Here is a 16,433-nt window from a genome sequence, read left to right as displayed (position 1 = left end):
CCTGCGGGCCAACTTGTTACCTGTCAGAACCGCTTGAGCGTGGCGGCGCCGGTGCCGCGCTGCTGCCACCTCCAAGGATGCTGTTGAGCAGGTTTTCCAGCAACCCAACTGCGCCGCCCCCACCGTTGGGGCTGGCTGGCGCGTCTTGCTCGCGTGTGCGCCCAGCTTGTTCCGGCCCAATCATCGGCAAAGCGCGCGCCGGCACTTCAGCGTGTATCCTTGACATGGTTTCGCGCCAGATTTCGGCGGGCAACCCGCCGCCTGTCACGCCGGTCAGGGGTGTATTATCGTCATACCCCATCCAGACACCTGCGACATAGTCCGCAGAAAACCCGACAAACCAAGCATCCCGTGCCGCTTGGGTCGTTCCGGTTTTTCCGGCAAGCTGGCGACCACCAAAAGATGCGCGCTGGCCCGTGCCTTCGGACACGACCTTTTCCATCATATAGATCAATTGGCCTGCGGCCTGCTCCTGAATGACCCGCTCGCCGATGCCCCCGCCCGTGCCCATGAGCGGCTCGCTTTCACCCATCAGGCTCAGTTCGATTAACCCGTATGGCTGCACCGATGAGCCACCGTTCAGAATTCCCGCATATGCACCGGTCATTTCAATCAGCGTGCTTTCGGACGCGCCAAGTGCAAGAGCAGGCCCTGCTGCCAGATCGCTTTCCAGTCCAAACTGCGTTGCAACCTGCCGGACAAGTTCGCGCCCCACAAACTCAGACACTTTTACGGCCGGTATGTTCAGGCTGTCTCTGAGCGCTTGGGTCAGGGTCACCCGACCGTAATAATTGTTAGTGTAATTTCGTGGCGACCACGGTCCAGAGCCCGGGATATCGATCGTCAGTGGCTCATCCACAACGGTGTCATTTGGAGAATAGCCCAAATCGAGCGCCGCCGCATAAACAAAAGGCTTGAAGGCTGATCCGGTTTGACGTTTTGCCTGCACTGCACGGTTGAACGCCCCTGAGACCTTGGTATTGCGCCCGCCAACCATGGCGCGCACCGCACCGTCAGCCGACATAACGACAATCGCCGCCTGCGCTTTGCTTCCTTCACGCACCTTGTTTTCAAAAACCCACTTCAGCGCTTCCTCGGCGTCCCGCTGCATGTTCTGGTCCAATGTGGTCTTGATCACCACGTCTTCGGTGGTTTTGCGGGTAAAGAACTCTGGGCCTGACGACATCACCCAGTCGGCAAAGTAGCCGCCGGCGCGCGCTTCGGCCGCTTGCGACAACTGCGCAGGATTCGCCTGAGCGTACCGGGCTTCTTCATCGCTCAGGTAGCCCTGCTCGTTCATCAGACGAACGATAGTGGCCGCCCGATTTTGCGATCGTGTCAGATCATTTGTGGGGGCAAACCGTGTAGGAGCGACCAGCAAGCCTGCCAGCATGGCAGCTTCTGCCGGGCTCACGTTTGCTGCAGACTTGCCAAAATACCTTTCGCTGGCAGCCTCAAACCCGCGCGCCCCTGCCCCCAGAAAAGCGCGGTTCATATAGATCGTGAGTATTTCATTCTTGGAATACTTCGCTTCCATCGCAAGCGCGTAAATCGCTTCCTTTGCCTTGCGCTGGATCGTGCCGCGCCGACAATCGCGCTCGTACTCTTCCTCTGTCTGCACGGCAGGATCGAATGGCACACCAAGGCACAACAACTTCGCGGTTTGCTGCGTGATCGTTGACCCTCCATGACCAGACAACGGGCCGCGCCCTTCGCTGAGGTTGATGCGCACAGCACTGGCAATGCCACGCGGGCTCAAACCAAAGTGGCGGTAGAAGCGGCGGTCTTCCGTAGCGATAATAGCGTTTTTCAGATGGGGCGAGACGGTTTCCGCTGTGATCGCGCCACCGAACTGATCTCCCCGCCAGGCAAACACTTCGCCATTGCGGTCCAGCAGTGTCACCGATCCGCGCGCGCGCCCATCCAGCAGGTCCGCAGCGGGCGGCAACGTTGTGTAGTAGTACCCCACGACAAGCCCCAGCGCGAGACAGGCCACAATTCCTACCCGCAAAGTGATGCGCCAGATCAGCCGCAGCACCCATCGCACGATGCGCTCGAAAAAACCCAGAATGCCGCCACGACGCGGAGGTGCCTTGCGCGCACGCTTGCTCCGGCGCGGCGCCTTTGACTTGGTCGCCGTTCGTTTGCTGGCATAACGTTTTTCAGCCACCAGCGGCTTTCTGCCTTTGCGTGAATCACTCATGAAGAACCTGCCCGGCCCACCTTTGTTTTCATCCTTTTATCGTGAATGGGTGGAATTGTTGAGCCACCGTTGCGTCACAGAGCAATCTTTATTTTGATTAATATTTAGGCATATTTTCAAATTGTCCTATTTTTTAATCAATTACCGCCACCGCCGGAGCAAAAGCAGCCCCTGAAACTTTCAAAGATATGAACGCGTGTCGTTATCTGCACCGGCAACCACCGCAGGGCGACCTGCCAAAGTTAAGGGGACACGAGGTGAAACTCATCATTGCAACAATCAAGCCCTTCAAGCTGGAAGAGGTCCGCGAAGCGCTGACCGAAGCTGGCGTGCGCGGCATGATGGTCACAGAAATCAAGGGCTTCGGCTCTCAGTCGGGGCATACGGAAATCTACCGCGGCGCTGAATACGCCGTAAATTTTGTGCCGAAAGTGAAAATCGAGATCGTGGTGGCGGAATCCGCCGTGGACCAGATCGTCGATACAATCACCAAGACCGCACAAACCGGCAAAATCGGCGATGGCAAAATCTTTGTCCTCTCAGTCGATCAGGCCGTTCGCGTGCGTACCGGCGAAACCAACGAAGACGCGCTCTAACGCTGCGATAATTAGGGATAACACTATGACACACTTGAAAACACTCGCCACCGCAGCGGCGCTGACCGCGCTGCCGTCGCTGGCGCTCGCGCAGGACGCGGCCCCGGGCTTTGATGAAATCGGCCCTTATATCATGACGACCTTGCTTTTCTGCATGGCAGGTTTCCTCGTCTTCTTTATGGCTGCAGGATTTGCGATGCTCGAAGGCGGCTTGGTCCGCTCCAAGAACGTCACCATGCAAATGACCAAGAACATCGCTCTGTTCTCCATCGCGGCCATTATGTATTGGCTGGTGGGCTTCAATACGATGTATCCAGGCGACTTTAACGGCTACTTCGCCATCGGTGGTCAAACGGTTCTCGACCCAGTGGGCGTAGCAGCAGCTGACGCAGCTCTGGATTACGCCTCGGTTGGTTCTGACTTCTTCTTCCAGCTCGTATTTGTTGCGGCAACAGCCTCCATCGTCTCTGGCGCTGTGGCTGAACGTATCAAACTCTGGCCCTTCCTGGTCTTTGTGATCGTTCTGACCGGCTTTATGTACCCGATCTCCGGCTCGTGGCAGTGGGGCGGCGGCTGGCTGTCCGAAATGGGCTTCTCTGACTTCGCCGGTTCGACAGTTGTACACTCCGTAGGCGGCTGGGCCGCTCTGGCCGGTGCCATCGTTCTTGGCCCGCGTCTGGGCAAGTACAAGGACGGCAAAGTTAACCCAATGCCAGGTTCGAACCTCGCACTCGCCACCTTGGGTACGTTTATCCTGTGGCTCGGTTGGTTCGGCTTTAACGGCGGTTCGCAACTCGCAATGGGTACCGTGGGCGACGTTTCCGACGTATCGCGTATCTTTGCCAACACCAACATGGCGGCGGCAGCCGGTGCGGTCACAGCCCTCATCCTGTCACAGGTCATGTTCAAAAAGCCTGACCTCACAATGGTTCTGAACGGCGCGTTGGCGGGTCTCGTATCCATCACAGCCGAGCCTCTTGCACCGACCCTGTTCGGCGCACTCTGGATCGGCGCTGTTGGCGGCATCATCGTCGTCCTGACGGTTCCAATGCTCGACAAGTTCAAGATCGACGACGTTGTCGGTGCGATCCCTGTTCACCTCTTTGCGGGTATCTGGGGCACAATCGCGGTGATCTTCTACGGCGAAGCCAGCCTGATGACACAGCTGACAGGCATCATCGCTTACGGTGTGTTCACCTTCGTTGCCTCACTGGTCGTCTGGTTCATCCTCAAAGCCGTCATGGGTATTCGTGTAAGCGAAGAGGACGAAGTCAACGGTCTCGATACATCCGAACTCGGCATGGAAGCCTATCCTGAGTTCGCCAAAGGCTAACCCTTCCTCCCATAGGGGTTCCTACTGGCCCGGGCGTTCGCGCCCGGGTTTTTTGTGCGTACTGCGCAAGACAACCCATATTTTCATTGAAAGCAGCCCAAGGAACCATATTGCTTGCTTGAGCAGTATTTGAGGAGGGAAACCATGAAAAACAAGGTCGTTGCACTGGTCGGGATCGTGCTGGCCGCGCCTGCATACGCCGATTCGGTTGGCAGCAAAGTTGGCTCCGGGTTGAAAGCGATCGGCGGAGCCATCGAAAAAGGTGCAGAAGCCGTTGGCGATGCCATGGATTCGACGAACGATTTGGTGAAAAACGAAGAAACTCCACAGGCCACTCGCGCAAAACTGGACGCAATGTCTGATGATGTTATGGCACGGCTACTGGCCGAAAACCCTCAGGCTGCCGAGGCCTATCAAATCAGTGCGGGATATGCCGCCTTTGACATGCGACGCATTTCTGTCTTCCCGCTTCAAGCGGGTTATGGCCGTGGTGTTGCCGTCAGCACCAACGGAACGCGGACCTATATGCAGATGGGCACCGGCGGCGTCGGCGCGGCATTCGGCATTGGCGGCTTTGAGTCGCAATTCGTCATAATGTTCGAAACCCCGGTCGATTTTGAACGCTTCGTTGAACAGGGATACGACGCCTCTGCTGATGCCGGGGCCATGAAGGGCGAAGAGCGTACTACAACCGAGGTTCAATTCACCGGAGGACGATCCTTTTTCGTACTCGACAAGACAGGTTGGCGTCTGAACGCCAACGCAAACGGTACCAAATACTGGAAGGATGAAGACCTTAACTGAGACAGAGGTCAAACACCGGCGTCGACGATCGCCTTTGCCAATACAGGGATGGTGTTTGTGTTCAACCCGGCAATGTTCATCCTGCTGTCACTGGTCATGTAGATGCCGTTCTTTTCACGCATCAGTTCAACTTTCTCAGGCGTGGTGCCAAGACGCGAAAACATTCCGCGGTGCTGAGCCAGATAGCCAAAACGATCAGAACCTGACAGCCGCTGCAATTCGTCTGCCAACTGCTGCCGCAGTCCGAGCATGGAATTGCGCACCTGTTCCAGTTCTGCCTGCCAATCTGCGCGAAGGGCATCGTCGTTCAGGATCATCGTCACCAAACGGGCGCCATGATCCGGTGGAAAGCTGTAATTCTGGCGGTTGAGGAATGCCAGCGTTTCCTGATGCAATTTGCGGGCACCTGTGTTCCCGCTGATGGCCATCAAAAGACCGGTTCGCTCCCGATAGATACCAAAATTCTTTGAGCAGCTTGCCGCAATCAGGCACTCAGGTACTGCCGCAGCAACTTTGCGCGTCGCGGCGGCATCTTCTTCGAGCCCGTCACCAAAACCCTGATAGGCGATGTCGATCATCGGCACCGCGCCGGTTTCCAACAAGACGTCGATCACAGCCTGCCATTCGGTTGCATTGAGATTGGCCCCACTGGGATTATGACAGCAGCCGTGCAGCAGAACGACATCACCAGCCTTTGCCGTTTTGAGATCTTCGATCATGCCATCAAAGTCGACACCGCGGGTTTCATCATCGAAATAGCGGTAGCGCACGATCTCCATATCCAGATAGTTCAGGATCGAGATGTGATTGGGCCACGTGGGGTCAGACACGAAAACCCGCGCGTTGGGTCGTGCCATGCGGATCAGTTCGAACGCCTGCCGTACCGCACCAGTGCCGCCGGGGGTTGCTACCGCTGCGATGTTGCCGCGCGGCACCGCATCCGACAGTACCAGCGAAATCATTGCATCCGCGAAAGCGGGATCGCCAGCAAGACCGGTATAAACTTTGGTGTCTTGCGTTTCCCACAATTGATGCTCTGCCGATTTGACCGCACGCATGATCGGCGTCAGCCCGGTGGCATCTTTATACACCCCGACGCCAAGGTCGATTTTCGTTTCGCGCGGATCATCGCGGTACATTTGCATCAGGGCGAGGATGCCGTCAGCGGGGCGGGATTGCAGGTTTTCAAACATCGGCTCAAGCTTCTCCTGTTGCAACGGGCACGGTGGGAAACATCCCCCACTCGGCCCAGGAACCGTCATAAAGTGACCAGTTGGGATGGCCCAGCCGCTCAAGCGCAAGGGCAAGGATCGCCGCTGTCACGCCCGATCCGCATGTCGTTATGACCGGCTTTTCCAGATCGACCCCGGCGGCAACGAAAATAGCCCGCGTTTCCTCTGGCGACTTCATTGTCTTATCTTCATTTAGCAGCGATGTGTAAGGGACCGACCGCGCGCCCGGAATGTGACCCGAGCGCAGACCTTCGCGCGGCTCTGGCGCGTCACCACGAAACCGGTTCGCGGCGCGGGCATCAACGATCACATGGTCACCCAGCTTGGAGGCCGCGGACACTTGGGTTACATCGCGTACAAGGTGGTTTTGAAACCGGACCGTCATGTGCCTGTCCCGGACGACGGGTGCCATATCTTCGATGTCCCGACCTTCTGACTGCCACTTTGGAAAGCCACCATCCAGTACAGCAATATCCGCATGCCCCATCAGCTTGAAAAGCCACCAGACACGCGCGGCTGAAAACAACCCGGCACCGTCGTAGACCACTACCTGATGCCCGTCACCAACGCCCATAGCACGCATCCGGGACATGAATTTTTCTACCGGTGGCGCCATATGCGGTAAATCTGATGACTTGTCCGATATCTCGTCGATGTCAAAGAACCGCGCGCCGGGGATGTGTCCGTCTTCGTATTCCTGCCGCGCGTTGCGCTCTGCTTCGGGCAAGTACCATGAGGCATCCAGTACACGCAGATCAGGATCACCAAGATGCTGGGCCAGCCAATCTGTCGAAACCAGTGTTTTTGGATCTTCCGCCACGAGCCCGTCCTTTCGCTGCAAAAACGCTTCTGCCTAACGCTGCTGCACAAGGCTTGCAAGGGCGGCGCTGCGACCAGTTGGAAAAAAGAGCCGCCGAAAGGCGCTTAGCCGTGATCTTTGAGCAACCGCGATTTTTGCCGTGACCAGTCGCGCTTGGCTGCGGTTTCGCGTTTGTCGTGTACCTTTTTGCCTTTGGCGACCCCGATCTTGATCTTGGCCATACCGCGATGGTTGAAATAGAGTACAAGCGGCACCAGCGTCATGCCTTTGCGTTGGGTCGCATTCCAAAAATCAGCGAGTTGCTTGCGGCTGGCAAGCAACTTGCGCCGGCGACGTTCCTCGTGTTGAAATGTTTTCGCCTGGCTGTAGGGCGCGATGTAACTGTTCACCAACCACAGTTCGCCATCCTCCACGGCGGCGTAACTTTCGGCGATATTTGCCCCGCCGTTACGCAGCGACTTCACTTCAGAACCTTCCAGTACGATGCCGCATTCGACGTCTTCTTCAATCGCGTAATCGAACCGCGCGCGACGGTTTTCCGCGACGACTTTGTAGTTTGGGTCAGACTTGGAAGACGATTTCACCTGTGCCATTGGCGTGATGTAGGCCACCGTTGCGCGCCACGCAAGTCGGTCGCACAGGCTTGTCCAAACGGAAATACCCACATTGTCAAAAAACGTGTATACTGATCCTCGCGATCAGACATTATTCGAGACCTGAATGTTCAACCCGACCGCTACCCTTGCCGCGTCTTTCGGCAGTCACCTCTCCGAGACATTTCTGGAGTACTTTTCTGGCAGGCACCCGGAATACGCCGCCTACATCAATGGCAGTGCGAAAATGATCCTCGAGCGTCTGGCCAATTCCGACGCGCTTTACCACAACGCGGAACATACGATCATGGTCACACTGGTGGGCCAGCAGATCATGCGTGGCAGGCTGGTAAAAGAGGCAGTCCAGCCCGAAGACTGGTTACACTACATCATTTCGCTTTTGGTACACGACATTGGATACCTGCGTGACATTTGCGAGGGGGATCAGGACGGGCTTGTCGTCATTGACGACAAAGGCAACACAATCGCCCCCCCACGCGGCGCGTCTGATGCCTTTCTTGCACCCTATCATGTGGACCGCGGGATGATGTACGCGCGCAGCCGTTTTCGCGGATCGGCGTTGATTGACGAGGAACGAATCGCGCAAGCAATCGATTTCACCCGGTTTCCCGTACCCAGCGATGGGCACTACCAATCTACTACGAACGAACCTGCACTGGTGCGCGCCGCAGATTTGATCGGCCAGATGGCGGATCCATTCTATCACCGCAAGATCGGGGCGCTGTATCTGGAGTTTGCCGAAACCGGCATGGCAGAGAAATTGGGGTACGACAGCGCAGTTGACCTGATGGAAAAGTTTCCCGACTTTTTCTGGTCACAAGTTCAACCGCTGATCGGGCCCGCACTTGTCCATCTGGAACAGACGATGGAAGGCAAACAGTGGGTTGCCCAGCTTTATAATCACATCTTTCAGGTGGACTACCGCACCAGCATGTTGGGCCCGTTCACAGGCGAACGCGATTAATCGCCCAGTTTGGCGTGTACTTCATCCAAGTCTATCTCGGATACTGGCATCTTGTTGCTCGGGTCTTCGAAGTCGTATTTGAAGACTTCAAAGTCTCGCTTGTAGATCTCGTAGACCAGATGCATCGACAGATCGTCGAAATAGTCTTTGACCGGATGCAGACGTTTGGGGCCGTGGCCCTCGCTTTCGTTAAAACGAGGAACATCATCAAGAGCCACATTATGCGGCGTCTCAATTGCATCCAGAACGTCCTGCATGCCTGCGTTAAAGTCTTCGGTCCAAAAAATTTTGTCGTAGCGTCCGCCGTTCACAATGAATGTAGAAACATGACCCGACATTGCTGACCAATGGATGTCGGGGTCCATGGGCTTGCGAAAACGGATCGTGTCCCGTGCAAACAGCAAGAACCGACGGAAGGAGGCGATTTGGTCGAACTCTGCCTGACCATCCGGGCCGCCCACATCTATCCCGTATTTCTGCACGAGTTGAGGGACAAGGTTGCCGCGATAACGATTGCCGTTTCGCTGAATTCCGCAGATCTTGTCGAAGAACGAGCTTAAGATGCGCGTATACGGGTTTCTCACGCATGTGAATGCGAAGGAATGGTGCGATTGGACATTGTCACTGATCGGCCCCTGACTTGCGTCCAGCGCCCACTTGTGAAGCCCCTCTTTTGCGTCATGTATATCGCCATCAAAAAAACGCCCGTGATCAGAATAGTACATGATCTGACCAATCGTTGAGCAGGCGCATTTGGGCACGACGCGGTACACCACGCTTTGGCTTTCCGTCATCCAGGTTCCGGGGAAACCCATCTTTTTCGTCTCCTGCTCGGCCTCTCGGGTTCGTTCCCTTTGCGCCTTGGATGTAAAAAAGCAAATAAATTCGGTTTATTCAATCGACCTTCACGCTTATCAAGATAGCACAGGCAAAGAATAACAGCAGTCGCTTAAACAACCCGTGTCAAAAATCGCCTATATTCTTCTGTGTCACAAGGACCCCGATGCCATCATTAGGCAGGCGGCGCGCCTGACGGCGGCTGGCGATTACATGACCATTCACTTCGACGCCAGCGCAAGCGCGGACGATTTCGAAAAAATCAAATCGGCGCTTAGCGGCAACGCAAATGTGACCTTTGCCAAAAAACGTGTGCGGTGCGGCTGGGGGGAATGGTCGCTGGTGCAGGCCACGATCAACGCGGTTGAGGCCGCCGTAGCAGCCTACCCCCGAGCCACCCACTTCTACATGCTCTCCGGCGACTGCATGGCGATCAAGACGGCGGAATATGCGCACCGGTTTCTTGATGAAAACGATGCAGATTTCATCGAGACCTTCGACTATTTCGAAAGCGACTGGATCAAGACCGGCATGAAGGAAGAGCGGCTCATCTACCGCCACTACTTCAACGAGCGAAAATACAAAAAACTGTTTTACGGTGCGATGGCGCTTCAGCAGAAACTGGGGATCAAACGGGATTTGCCACGGGATCTGCAAATCCGGATCGGAAGCCAATGGTGGTGCCTGAGGCGTCAAACCGTGGAAAAGGTGCTGGAATTCATTCGCACACGTCGCGACGTGATGCGGTTCTTTTCCACGACCTGGATTCCGGACGAGACGTTTTTTCAAACGATCGTGCCACACCTGATCCCCCAAGATGAAATCAAAAGCCGCACGCTGACATTCTTGATGTTTACGGACTACGGCATGCCCGTCACGTTTTACAATGATCACTACGACATGCTTGTCAGTCAGGACTACCTTTTCGCACGCAAGATCAGCCCGGAAGCTTCGGATCTGAAACGACGCCTTGGGCATCTATACGCCGCATCCGATGTCGAGTTTCAGATATCCGGAGAAGGCCCAGGCTTGTTCAAGTTCCTGACCGGGCGTGGCCGGATCGGGCGCCGCTTTGCCACCCGGTTCTGGGAAACGGAATCGACCCTTGGTCGCGAGCGCGAGTTGATGATCATCGTGTGCAAGAAATGGCATGTTGCCAAACGCCTGCTAGAGCAAATCAGGCAGGTGTCGAACGTTCCTGCCGTCGAATACGTTTTCAACGAAGAGGACGCGGCGCTGCCCGATCTGGGCGGCATTCAGGCCACCATTGGCAAGCGTACGCGGCACCGGCGGGCGCTGATGCGGATGCTGTTCGACTATTTTGAAACCGACCGGATGATTGTCTGCATGGACCCGGGCAACATCGAGCTTTTGCAGGATTTCGCCACCGATCGCTCGAAAACCCGTATTCTGGAGATCGAGTGCAATTTCTCGGACGCGTACCTTGTCGGCCACGCGCTGCGCGTGGGTCTGGCCGGAGAGCAAACGTCGAGCGAAACGATGGAGCGGCTGCTGCCCACCATGCGCAATGACATCGTTTTCGAGAGTGACCGCATCAGAGACGCAGACTTCGGCAACCTCACAAGGATGCGGGAAAAGGCAGACGTAAGTGAAAATGCCAAGGCTTTGGCTGAATTTATGTCGCTACCGGTTGCGACCGCGTGGGATATCGCGAACACTAAGCATCTGTTTGCCGATTGAGACCTGAGGCCTTGCGATGAGCTACACCTACGACGACCAAAACATCTTTGCCAAGATTCTGCGGGGCGAGATCCCGAATACCACTGTTCTGGAAACTGAGCATAGCCTCGCATTCCGCGATTTGTACCCAAAGGCGCCGACGCATGTGCTGGTTATTCCGAAAGGCGCGTACGTCAGCTTCGATCACTTCGCGGCCGAGGCCTCCGACACCGAAATCGTCGATTACGTCCGCGCGGTCGGCGAAGTCTGCAGGTTGGAAGGCGTGACGCTCACTGCGGGTGAGGGGTTCCGCATGATTTCGAACGCAGGGGCGCACGGCGTGCAAGAGGTGCCCCACCTGCACGTCCATGTCCTTGGGGGGCGGAATATCGGACCAATGGTATCAAGGGCTGACTGAGTTAAGGGCCTGTACAGGCCCTTAGCGGTGCTTTCGCCCTGACCACCAGCGGCGCAGACGGCTGCCGCGCTCGGCGACGGCATCTTCGGTGGCCTCCCAACTGTCTTGCAAATCTTCCAGTGTGGGATCTATGCGCGCTGCGCGAAATCTGCGCCACCGGACCCAGATCGCGTACCAGATTGCAGCAACGACAGAGAGGATCAGGATATTTCGCCACGGCAAAGGCTTGCTGGCATCCGGACCGTCCACTGGCCAGACTGAAACCGCATTTGGAAAAATCGACAAAAACTCGGCACGCCAGCCATAATGGCGGATAGCGACATACTGCGGGTCGGTCGCCGTTGACCTCAGATCAACTGCCTCTGCTTGCAGGTTTGACGTGTCAAACTTGAAATACGGAGGCCACCCCCAGCCGGTGTCTTCGTTGCGGTAGACCATGACCTTGTCGTTGACGAGTCGCGACTGGATGAAAAATACATCGCGCCCGCTGGGATCGGTGCCGCTGCCAGCATCGCCACGTGACCAGAACAGACTGTTGGCGCCGGGCACCTCGCGCTTTTCATAGGTATCTGTGATGCGGGCGATATCTACCTGCGGCAGCGTATAATGAAAAAACGCCCCGACCAGCAGCCAGAAACTCAGGATCAAAAACCATTTTATGTAAAACATCAGCAAGCCTCAGTCGGTTGACGTTACAAAAAGCAGCAGGATGATCAGCGCGCTCGGGATCACATAAGCACCCCAGATCAGCTTGCGTTTCAACGGCGTTTCATAGGCTGTGAGCCCGGCTTTGATATAGGCTTCGCGGGGAACGGCGTTCTCTTTGACCGCCCATTCAGATTCGAGAACTTCACGCCGTTTTGCGCGGGCATAAAGCCACAGTGAGGCAAAGATCACCGTCTGAAAAATCAATGCTACGATTGCAATGCGCAGTATAGCCAAAACAGTCCCCTTCGTTCGCCTATTCGATGTTGATATAATCATCGACGAACGAAGTTGCACCCGAAACCGTTAAATTCGCTGCCGTTTCTCGCACCGCCCCTTGAAGACTGGCGCGATGCCCGAACCGGGGGGCGGCATTTTGCAGCCGCCATCCCCTTTGCCATCGAACCCTAAGAGGGCCGATAACCTTTGCTTTCGGCGTTTTAGCTGGTCTCTTTTCAGATGACGTTGTGTTCCGGTCCGTAGGGAAACCCAGTGATGTTTTCGTGGCTATCATCGGTAATGACCAAAATGTCATGCTCTCGATACCCGCCGGCGCCCGGTTTCCCTTCGGCAACCGTCAGCATCGGTTCCATCGACACGACCATGCCGGGTTGCAGTACCGTTTCGATATCCTCGCGCAATTCAAGCCCTGCCTCGCGGCCGTAGTAGTGGCTGAGAACACCAAAAGAATGCCCGTAACCAAATGTCCGATAGTCAAGCAGGTCACGCTCCTGCAGAAAATCATTGATCTGCAAAGCGATGTCGCAACAGCGGGCGCCGGGCTTTAACAGGCTCATGCCAAATTCGTGCGCGGCGACGTTGGCCTCCCAAAGCTTCAGGCTTTCAGCATCAACATCACCCAGGAAAAGAGTGCGCTCCAGCGCGGTGTAATACCCCGAAATCATCGGGAAAGTATTCAGGCTCAGAATGTCGCCATGCTGCAATTCACGTGACGTGACCGGGTTGTGCGCGCCGTCTGTGTTCATGCCGGACTGAAACCAGACCCAAGTGTCGCGATACTCCGCGTCCGGGAAACGCTTGGCGATTTCGTACTCCATCGCGTCTCGCCCTGCCATTGCGACATCGATTTCGCGCGCACCTAATTTGATCGCCTCTCGAATAGCGTATCCGCCCACGTCTGCGACCTGCGCACCATTGCGGATCAATTCAATTTCTGCCTGCGATTTATTCATCCGCTGCTGCATCGTTGTTTCGCACAGGTCGACGATGGAGAGCGGTTTCAGGAAATCTTCCATCTTGTCACGCTGCATCAGGGAAAGATGATCCCCTTCATAACCGATGATCTTGTTGGTTCCTGTCACGCTCGCGACTGCGCGCCAAAAATTGTCACGCTGCCAATCTGTATAGGTGATGTTGTCGCAAAAGCTGCGGCGCCATGGTTGGCCTGCGTCGATTCCGGCGCTGATCGTCACGCAATCAGTCCGAGTAACAACCAGCGCGTAGGGGCGGCCAAACGCACAGTACAAAAACCCTGAGTAATAGGCGATGTTGTGCATGGACGTGAAGACAGCCGCAGCAGCTTCGCTTGCTGCCATGCGTTCGCGCAGGTCCGCAATACGCGCTTCATATTCAGCCACTGCAAAGGGCAGAGGCGCCTTTTCGCCATTGTGGTAGCGATACATCTGAGGTCGATTGTGAAAAGTGTTGGTCATGTCAGACCCTCCTGTGAACAAGAAAGGCCCCGGCGTTCAGGACAAAGCAGGCATCCCGGCAGACGACGCCATCATCTGCCACCTAGCCGTGGTCTACGCCCAACGCAGTCTTTCGATCAAGCTCAATTACGTCGTCAGGAATTGAACGATGTCGCTGGTTGGCTGTTCCAGCGCGTCTATGATGTCGAAATGGTGTTTTTCGGGCACCACGACCTGAGGCACGTTCCACGCCTCGGATAGTGCTGTTGCCTGCTCAAGAAAGACCGGCCGTTCCTCAGCACCGACCCAAATCTTCACAACAACACCTTCGGGTTGCGGTTTGTTGGTAACGGTTTCGGCCTGCGCCTCTGCAGGGTCCAGCTGCAATTGCTCGTTCATCGTGGTTTGCAGCAGGGGCATCAGGTCTGCCACTGGTGAAATTGGCGCGATGCGGACGATGCGCTGACGAATGTCGTCAGGTAGGACTGCTGGGTCAGACATACGCGCAACAAGCTGCCCCCCCGCCGAATGACCAGTCAGTCCGATCGGGCCTGTCGTCTTGGCGGCAATGCAGGTTACGGCCTGCGCGATCTGACGCGTGATGTCAGAAATGCGCACCTGCGGGCAAAGATCGTATCCCGGCATGGCCACCGACCATTTGTTTAGAAGTGCGCCTCTGGCAAGATGCGACCATGAGCTGCGATCAAAAGCCTTCCAATACCCGCCGTGCACAAAAATTACCGTGCCCCGCGCATCACCCTCGGCGTTAAAGAAATCAAACACCTGTCGAGCGGAAGGACCATACGGTAATGCCAGTTCGGCACGGCTACCCAAGCTTTCCCGCATCTGCGCCGCTGCTTTCTCCCACCGTGGTGGAAAGTCCTCGGCACCCTCTATGTATGGCGCATTTGCATATGCATCGTCCAAAGACTTCATTTGTATCAACCCTGCAGTGGGAACTGGACAATCATACCCAGAGTTGCTTTGAGAGCTACAAGCAATTTCGCAAAGGAGTCGAAATGAAAGATAATTTAAACACCGACCTCAAATCTCTGTTGAACGATCCAACGCTTTTGGAAACGCGTGCCTACATCGGCGGCCAGTGGGTAGATGGCGACAATGGCACCTTTGATGTCACGAACCCCGCCCGTGGCGATGTCATTGCACAAGTCGCGGATTTGAGCCGGGCGCAGGTTGCCGGCGCAATTGCTCAGGCAGAGAAAGCGCAAAAGGAATGGGCGCAATGGACGGGTAAAGAACGTGCTGCCGTTATGCGCAAGTGGTACGACCTGATGATGGAAAACGTCGACGATCTTGGCGTGATCCTTACCGCTGAACAGGGCAAACCGCTGGCAGAAGCAAAGGGTGAGATTGGCTACGGTGCGTCGTTCATCGAATTCATGGGCGAAGAAGCCAAACGGGTCTACGGCGAAACCATTCCCGGCCACCAACGCGACAAGCGCATCACAGTTCTGAAGCAGCCGATCGGTGTGGCAGCGTCGATCACACCGTGGAACTTCCCCAATGCGATGATTGCACGCAAAGTTGCACCGGCACTTGCGGTTGGCTGTTCTTTCGTCGCGCGTCCGGCAAAAGAAACACCGCTCAGCGCGATCGTGATGGCCGTGCTGGCGGAACGCGCGGGCGTGCCGGCGGGTGTGCTCAACGTGGTGACTTCTTCATCCTCGTCTGAGATCGGCAAGGAGTTCTGCGAAAATCCAGCCGTGCGCAAGCTGACCTTTACCGGTTCGACCGAAGTGGGGCGCATTCTGCTCAAGCAAGCCGCAGATCAGGTCATGAAATGCTCGATGGAACTGGGCGGCAACGCACCTTTCATCGTCTTTGATGATGCGGACCTTGACGCAGCGGTCGATGGCGCGATCCTGTGCAAGTTCCGCAACAATGGGCAGACCTGCGTCTGCGCCAACCGCATCTACGTGCAATCAGGCGTATACGATACCTTTGCGGAAAAGCTGAAAGCGCGCGTAGAACAGATGAAGGTGGGCGATGGTCTTGAAGAAGGTACAGACCTTGGACCACTGATTAATTCAGAAGCGGGCGACAAGGTTGTCGAGCACATTGAAGACGCAATCTCCAAAGGTGGCGAGATCATTCTGGGCGATGCCGAGAACAAGTTGGATGGCAACTTCCTTGCCCCGACGATCGTAACCGGTGTGACGCAAGATATGAAAGTCGCGCAGGAAGAGACCTTTGGGCCGCTTGCACCTTTGTTCAAGTTCGACGACGAAGACGACGTGATCGCGATGGCTAATGACACGATCTTTGGTCTGGCTTCTTACTTCTATGCCAAAGATCTCAGCCGCGTTTACAAGGTGGCCGAAGCACTGGAATACGGCATCGTTGGCGTCAACACCGGGATTATCTCTACCGAAGTGGGGCCGTTCGGTGGCGTCAAGCAATCGGGCCTCGGTCGCGAAGGCTCTCATCACGGCATCGAGGATTTCCTCGAAATGAAATACATCTGCATGTCAGTCTGACGTTTAAATCACCATCAGAGAAGGGCCGCTGACGAGCGGCCCTTTTTTCGTTCGACACACAACTTTCACCTATGTGT

17 protein-coding genes are annotated in these 16,433 nt (G+C 55.9%); 8 read left to right on the top strand and 9 right to left on the bottom strand.

The window, feature by feature from the left end:
* Window positions 1–16 precede the first annotated feature (16 nt).
* Entirely contained in the window at window positions 17–2,203 is a 2,187-nt protein-coding gene (locus AC2D8V_RS01415) for a transglycosylase domain-containing protein (RefSeq protein ID WP_484731729.1), read from the bottom strand.
* Between the two features lie 257 nt (window positions 2,204–2,460).
* On the opposite strand from AC2D8V_RS01415, the gene AC2D8V_RS01410 reads away from it, so the two are divergent.
* From AC2D8V_RS01410 to AC2D8V_RS01400, 3 genes are all read left to right on the top strand, one after another.
* Window positions 2,461–2,799, top strand: a complete 339-nt coding sequence (locus AC2D8V_RS01410; RefSeq protein ID WP_484731728.1) for a P-II family nitrogen regulator — start codon at window positions 2,461–2,463, stop codon at window positions 2,797–2,799.
* Window positions 2,800–2,824: 25 nt separating this feature from the next.
* Entirely contained in the window at window positions 2,825–4,132 is a 1,308-nt protein-coding gene (locus AC2D8V_RS01405) for an ammonium transporter (RefSeq protein ID WP_484731727.1), read from the top strand.
* Window positions 4,133–4,276: 144 nt separating this feature from the next.
* The gene (locus AC2D8V_RS01400) at window positions 4,277–4,936 is read left to right on the top strand and encodes a lipid-binding SYLF domain-containing protein (protein WP_484731726.1); all 660 of its coding nucleotides are present in this window, start codon (window positions 4,277–4,279) and stop codon (window positions 4,934–4,936) included.
* Window positions 4,937–4,944: 8 nt separating this feature from the next.
* Here AC2D8V_RS01400 and AC2D8V_RS01395 read toward each other — a convergent pair whose 3' ends face one another.
* The 3 genes from AC2D8V_RS01395 to smpB all read right to left on the bottom strand — a co-directional run bounded on the left by AC2D8V_RS01395 (window position 4,945) and on the right by smpB (window position 7,581).
* Window positions 4,945–6,129 carry an amino acid aminotransferase gene (locus AC2D8V_RS01395; RefSeq protein WP_484731725.1) on the bottom strand — a complete coding sequence of 395 codons (1,185 nt, stop codon included), beginning with the start codon at window positions 6,127–6,129 and terminating at the stop codon, window positions 4,945–4,947.
* A 4-nt stretch (window positions 6,130–6,133) separates the two neighbouring features.
* Window positions 6,134–6,988, bottom strand: a complete 855-nt coding sequence (sseA, locus tag AC2D8V_RS01390; RefSeq protein ID WP_484731724.1) for a 3-mercaptopyruvate sulfurtransferase — start codon at window positions 6,986–6,988, stop codon at window positions 6,134–6,136.
* Between the two features lie 104 nt (window positions 6,989–7,092).
* The gene (smpB, locus tag AC2D8V_RS01385; RefSeq protein WP_484731723.1) at window positions 7,093–7,581 is read right to left on the bottom strand and encodes an SsrA-binding protein SmpB; all 489 of its coding nucleotides are present in this window, start codon (window positions 7,579–7,581) and stop codon (window positions 7,093–7,095) included.
* Window positions 7,582–7,708: 127 nt separating this feature from the next.
* Between smpB and AC2D8V_RS01380 the strand changes: the two genes are divergently transcribed.
* A complete protein-coding gene (locus AC2D8V_RS01380; RefSeq protein WP_484731722.1) occupies window positions 7,709–8,566 on the top strand; it encodes a hypothetical protein in 858 nt (285 codons plus the stop codon).
* Here AC2D8V_RS01380 and AC2D8V_RS01375 read toward each other — a convergent pair.
* Window positions 8,563–9,381, bottom strand: coding sequence for a sulfotransferase family protein (locus AC2D8V_RS01375; protein ID WP_484731721.1), 819 nt, complete (start codon window positions 9,379–9,381; stop codon window positions 8,563–8,565). The genes AC2D8V_RS01380 and AC2D8V_RS01375 overlap by 4 nt on opposite strands.
* A 145-nt stretch (window positions 9,382–9,526) precedes the next feature.
* Here AC2D8V_RS01375 and AC2D8V_RS01370 point away from each other — a divergent pair, with 145 nt between their 5' ends.
* Both AC2D8V_RS01370 and AC2D8V_RS01365 read left to right on the top strand, forming a co-directional pair.
* Entirely contained in the window at window positions 9,527–11,104 is a 1,578-nt protein-coding gene (locus AC2D8V_RS01370) for a DUF5928 domain-containing protein (protein ID WP_484731720.1), read from the top strand.
* Window positions 11,105–11,120: 16 nt separating this feature from the next.
* Window positions 11,121–11,501 (top strand): HIT domain-containing protein, encoded by a 381-nt coding sequence (locus tag AC2D8V_RS01365; protein ID WP_484731719.1) that lies wholly within the window; start codon window positions 11,121–11,123, stop codon window positions 11,499–11,501.
* Between the two features lie 21 nt (window positions 11,502–11,522).
* Here the strand turns inward: AC2D8V_RS01365 and AC2D8V_RS01360 are convergent, their stop codons facing one another.
* The 3 genes from AC2D8V_RS01360 to AC2D8V_RS01350 form a co-directional block, all read right to left on the bottom strand.
* The gene (locus tag AC2D8V_RS01360) at window positions 11,523–12,170 is read right to left on the bottom strand and encodes a DUF1523 family protein (protein ID WP_484731718.1); all 648 of its coding nucleotides are present in this window, start codon (window positions 12,168–12,170) and stop codon (window positions 11,523–11,525) included.
* A gap of 9 nt (window positions 12,171–12,179) precedes the next feature.
* Window positions 12,180–12,443: a hypothetical protein gene (locus tag AC2D8V_RS01355; protein WP_484731717.1), complete on the bottom strand. Its 264-nt coding sequence runs from the start codon at window positions 12,441–12,443 to the stop codon at window positions 12,180–12,182.
* A gap of 218 nt (window positions 12,444–12,661) precedes the next feature.
* Window positions 12,662–13,879 (bottom strand): M24 family metallopeptidase, encoded by a 1,218-nt coding sequence (locus AC2D8V_RS01350; protein ID WP_484731716.1) that lies wholly within the window; start codon window positions 13,877–13,879, stop codon window positions 12,662–12,664.
* On the opposite strand from AC2D8V_RS01350, the gene AC2D8V_RS01345 reads away from it, so the two are divergent.
* Window positions 13,878–14,024 carry a hypothetical protein gene (locus tag AC2D8V_RS01345; RefSeq protein WP_484731715.1) on the top strand — a complete coding sequence of 49 codons (147 nt, stop codon included), beginning with the start codon at window positions 13,878–13,880 and terminating at the stop codon, window positions 14,022–14,024. The genes AC2D8V_RS01350 and AC2D8V_RS01345 overlap by 2 nt on opposite strands.
* On the opposite strand, the gene AC2D8V_RS01340 is transcribed toward AC2D8V_RS01345, so the two are convergent.
* On the bottom strand, window positions 14,006–14,794 hold the full coding sequence (locus AC2D8V_RS01340) for an alpha/beta hydrolase (RefSeq protein ID WP_484731714.1): 789 nt from the start codon (window positions 14,792–14,794) through the stop codon (window positions 14,006–14,008). The two genes, AC2D8V_RS01345 and AC2D8V_RS01340, sit on opposite strands and share 19 nt — an antisense overlap.
* An 83-nt stretch (window positions 14,795–14,877) precedes the next feature.
* On the opposite strand from AC2D8V_RS01340, the gene AC2D8V_RS01335 reads away from it, so the two are divergent.
* A complete protein-coding gene (locus AC2D8V_RS01335; protein ID WP_484731713.1) occupies window positions 14,878–16,356 on the top strand; it encodes an NAD-dependent succinate-semialdehyde dehydrogenase in 1,479 nt (492 codons plus the stop codon).
* Window positions 16,357–16,433 lie beyond the last annotated feature (77 nt).

Source organism: Roseobacter sp. YIN89 (assembly GCF_057219365.1).
Note: the sequence above shows the minus strand (reverse complement) of the source record. Positions and strands in the feature narration are given on the sequence as shown.

Coding starts and splice junctions, on each gene's coding strand:
- AC2D8V_RS01395 (WP_484731725.1), bottom strand. CDS start 6,129: ATGTTTGAAAACCTGCAATCCCGCCCCGCTGACGGCATCCTCGCCCTG.
- AC2D8V_RS01375 (WP_484731721.1), bottom strand. CDS start 9,381: ATGGGTTTCCCCGGAACCTGGATGACGGAAAGCCAAAGCGTGGTGTAC.
- AC2D8V_RS01340 (WP_484731714.1), bottom strand. CDS start 14,794: ATGAAGTCTTTGGACGATGCATATGCAAATGCGCCATACATAGAGGGT.
- AC2D8V_RS01415 (WP_484731729.1), bottom strand. CDS start 2,203: ATGAGTGATTCACGCAAAGGCAGAAAGCCGCTGGTGGCTGAAAAACGT.
- AC2D8V_RS01405 (WP_484731727.1), top strand. CDS start 2,825: ATGACACACTTGAAAACACTCGCCACCGCAGCGGCGCTGACCGCGCTG.
- AC2D8V_RS01345 (WP_484731715.1), top strand. CDS start 13,878: ATGTCAGACCCTCCTGTGAACAAGAAAGGCCCCGGCGTTCAGGACAAA.
- smpB (WP_484731723.1), bottom strand. CDS start 7,581: ATGGCACAGGTGAAATCGTCTTCCAAGTCTGACCCAAACTACAAAGTC.
- AC2D8V_RS01380 (WP_484731722.1), top strand. CDS start 7,709: ATGTTCAACCCGACCGCTACCCTTGCCGCGTCTTTCGGCAGTCACCTC.
- AC2D8V_RS01360 (WP_484731718.1), bottom strand. CDS start 12,170: ATGTTTTACATAAAATGGTTTTTGATCCTGAGTTTCTGGCTGCTGGTC.
- AC2D8V_RS01350 (WP_484731716.1), bottom strand. CDS start 13,879: ATGACCAACACTTTTCACAATCGACCTCAGATGTATCGCTACCACAAT.
- AC2D8V_RS01365 (WP_484731719.1), top strand. CDS start 11,121: ATGAGCTACACCTACGACGACCAAAACATCTTTGCCAAGATTCTGCGG.
- AC2D8V_RS01335 (WP_484731713.1), top strand. CDS start 14,878: ATGAAAGATAATTTAAACACCGACCTCAAATCTCTGTTGAACGATCCA.
- AC2D8V_RS01400 (WP_484731726.1), top strand. CDS start 4,277: ATGAAAAACAAGGTCGTTGCACTGGTCGGGATCGTGCTGGCCGCGCCT.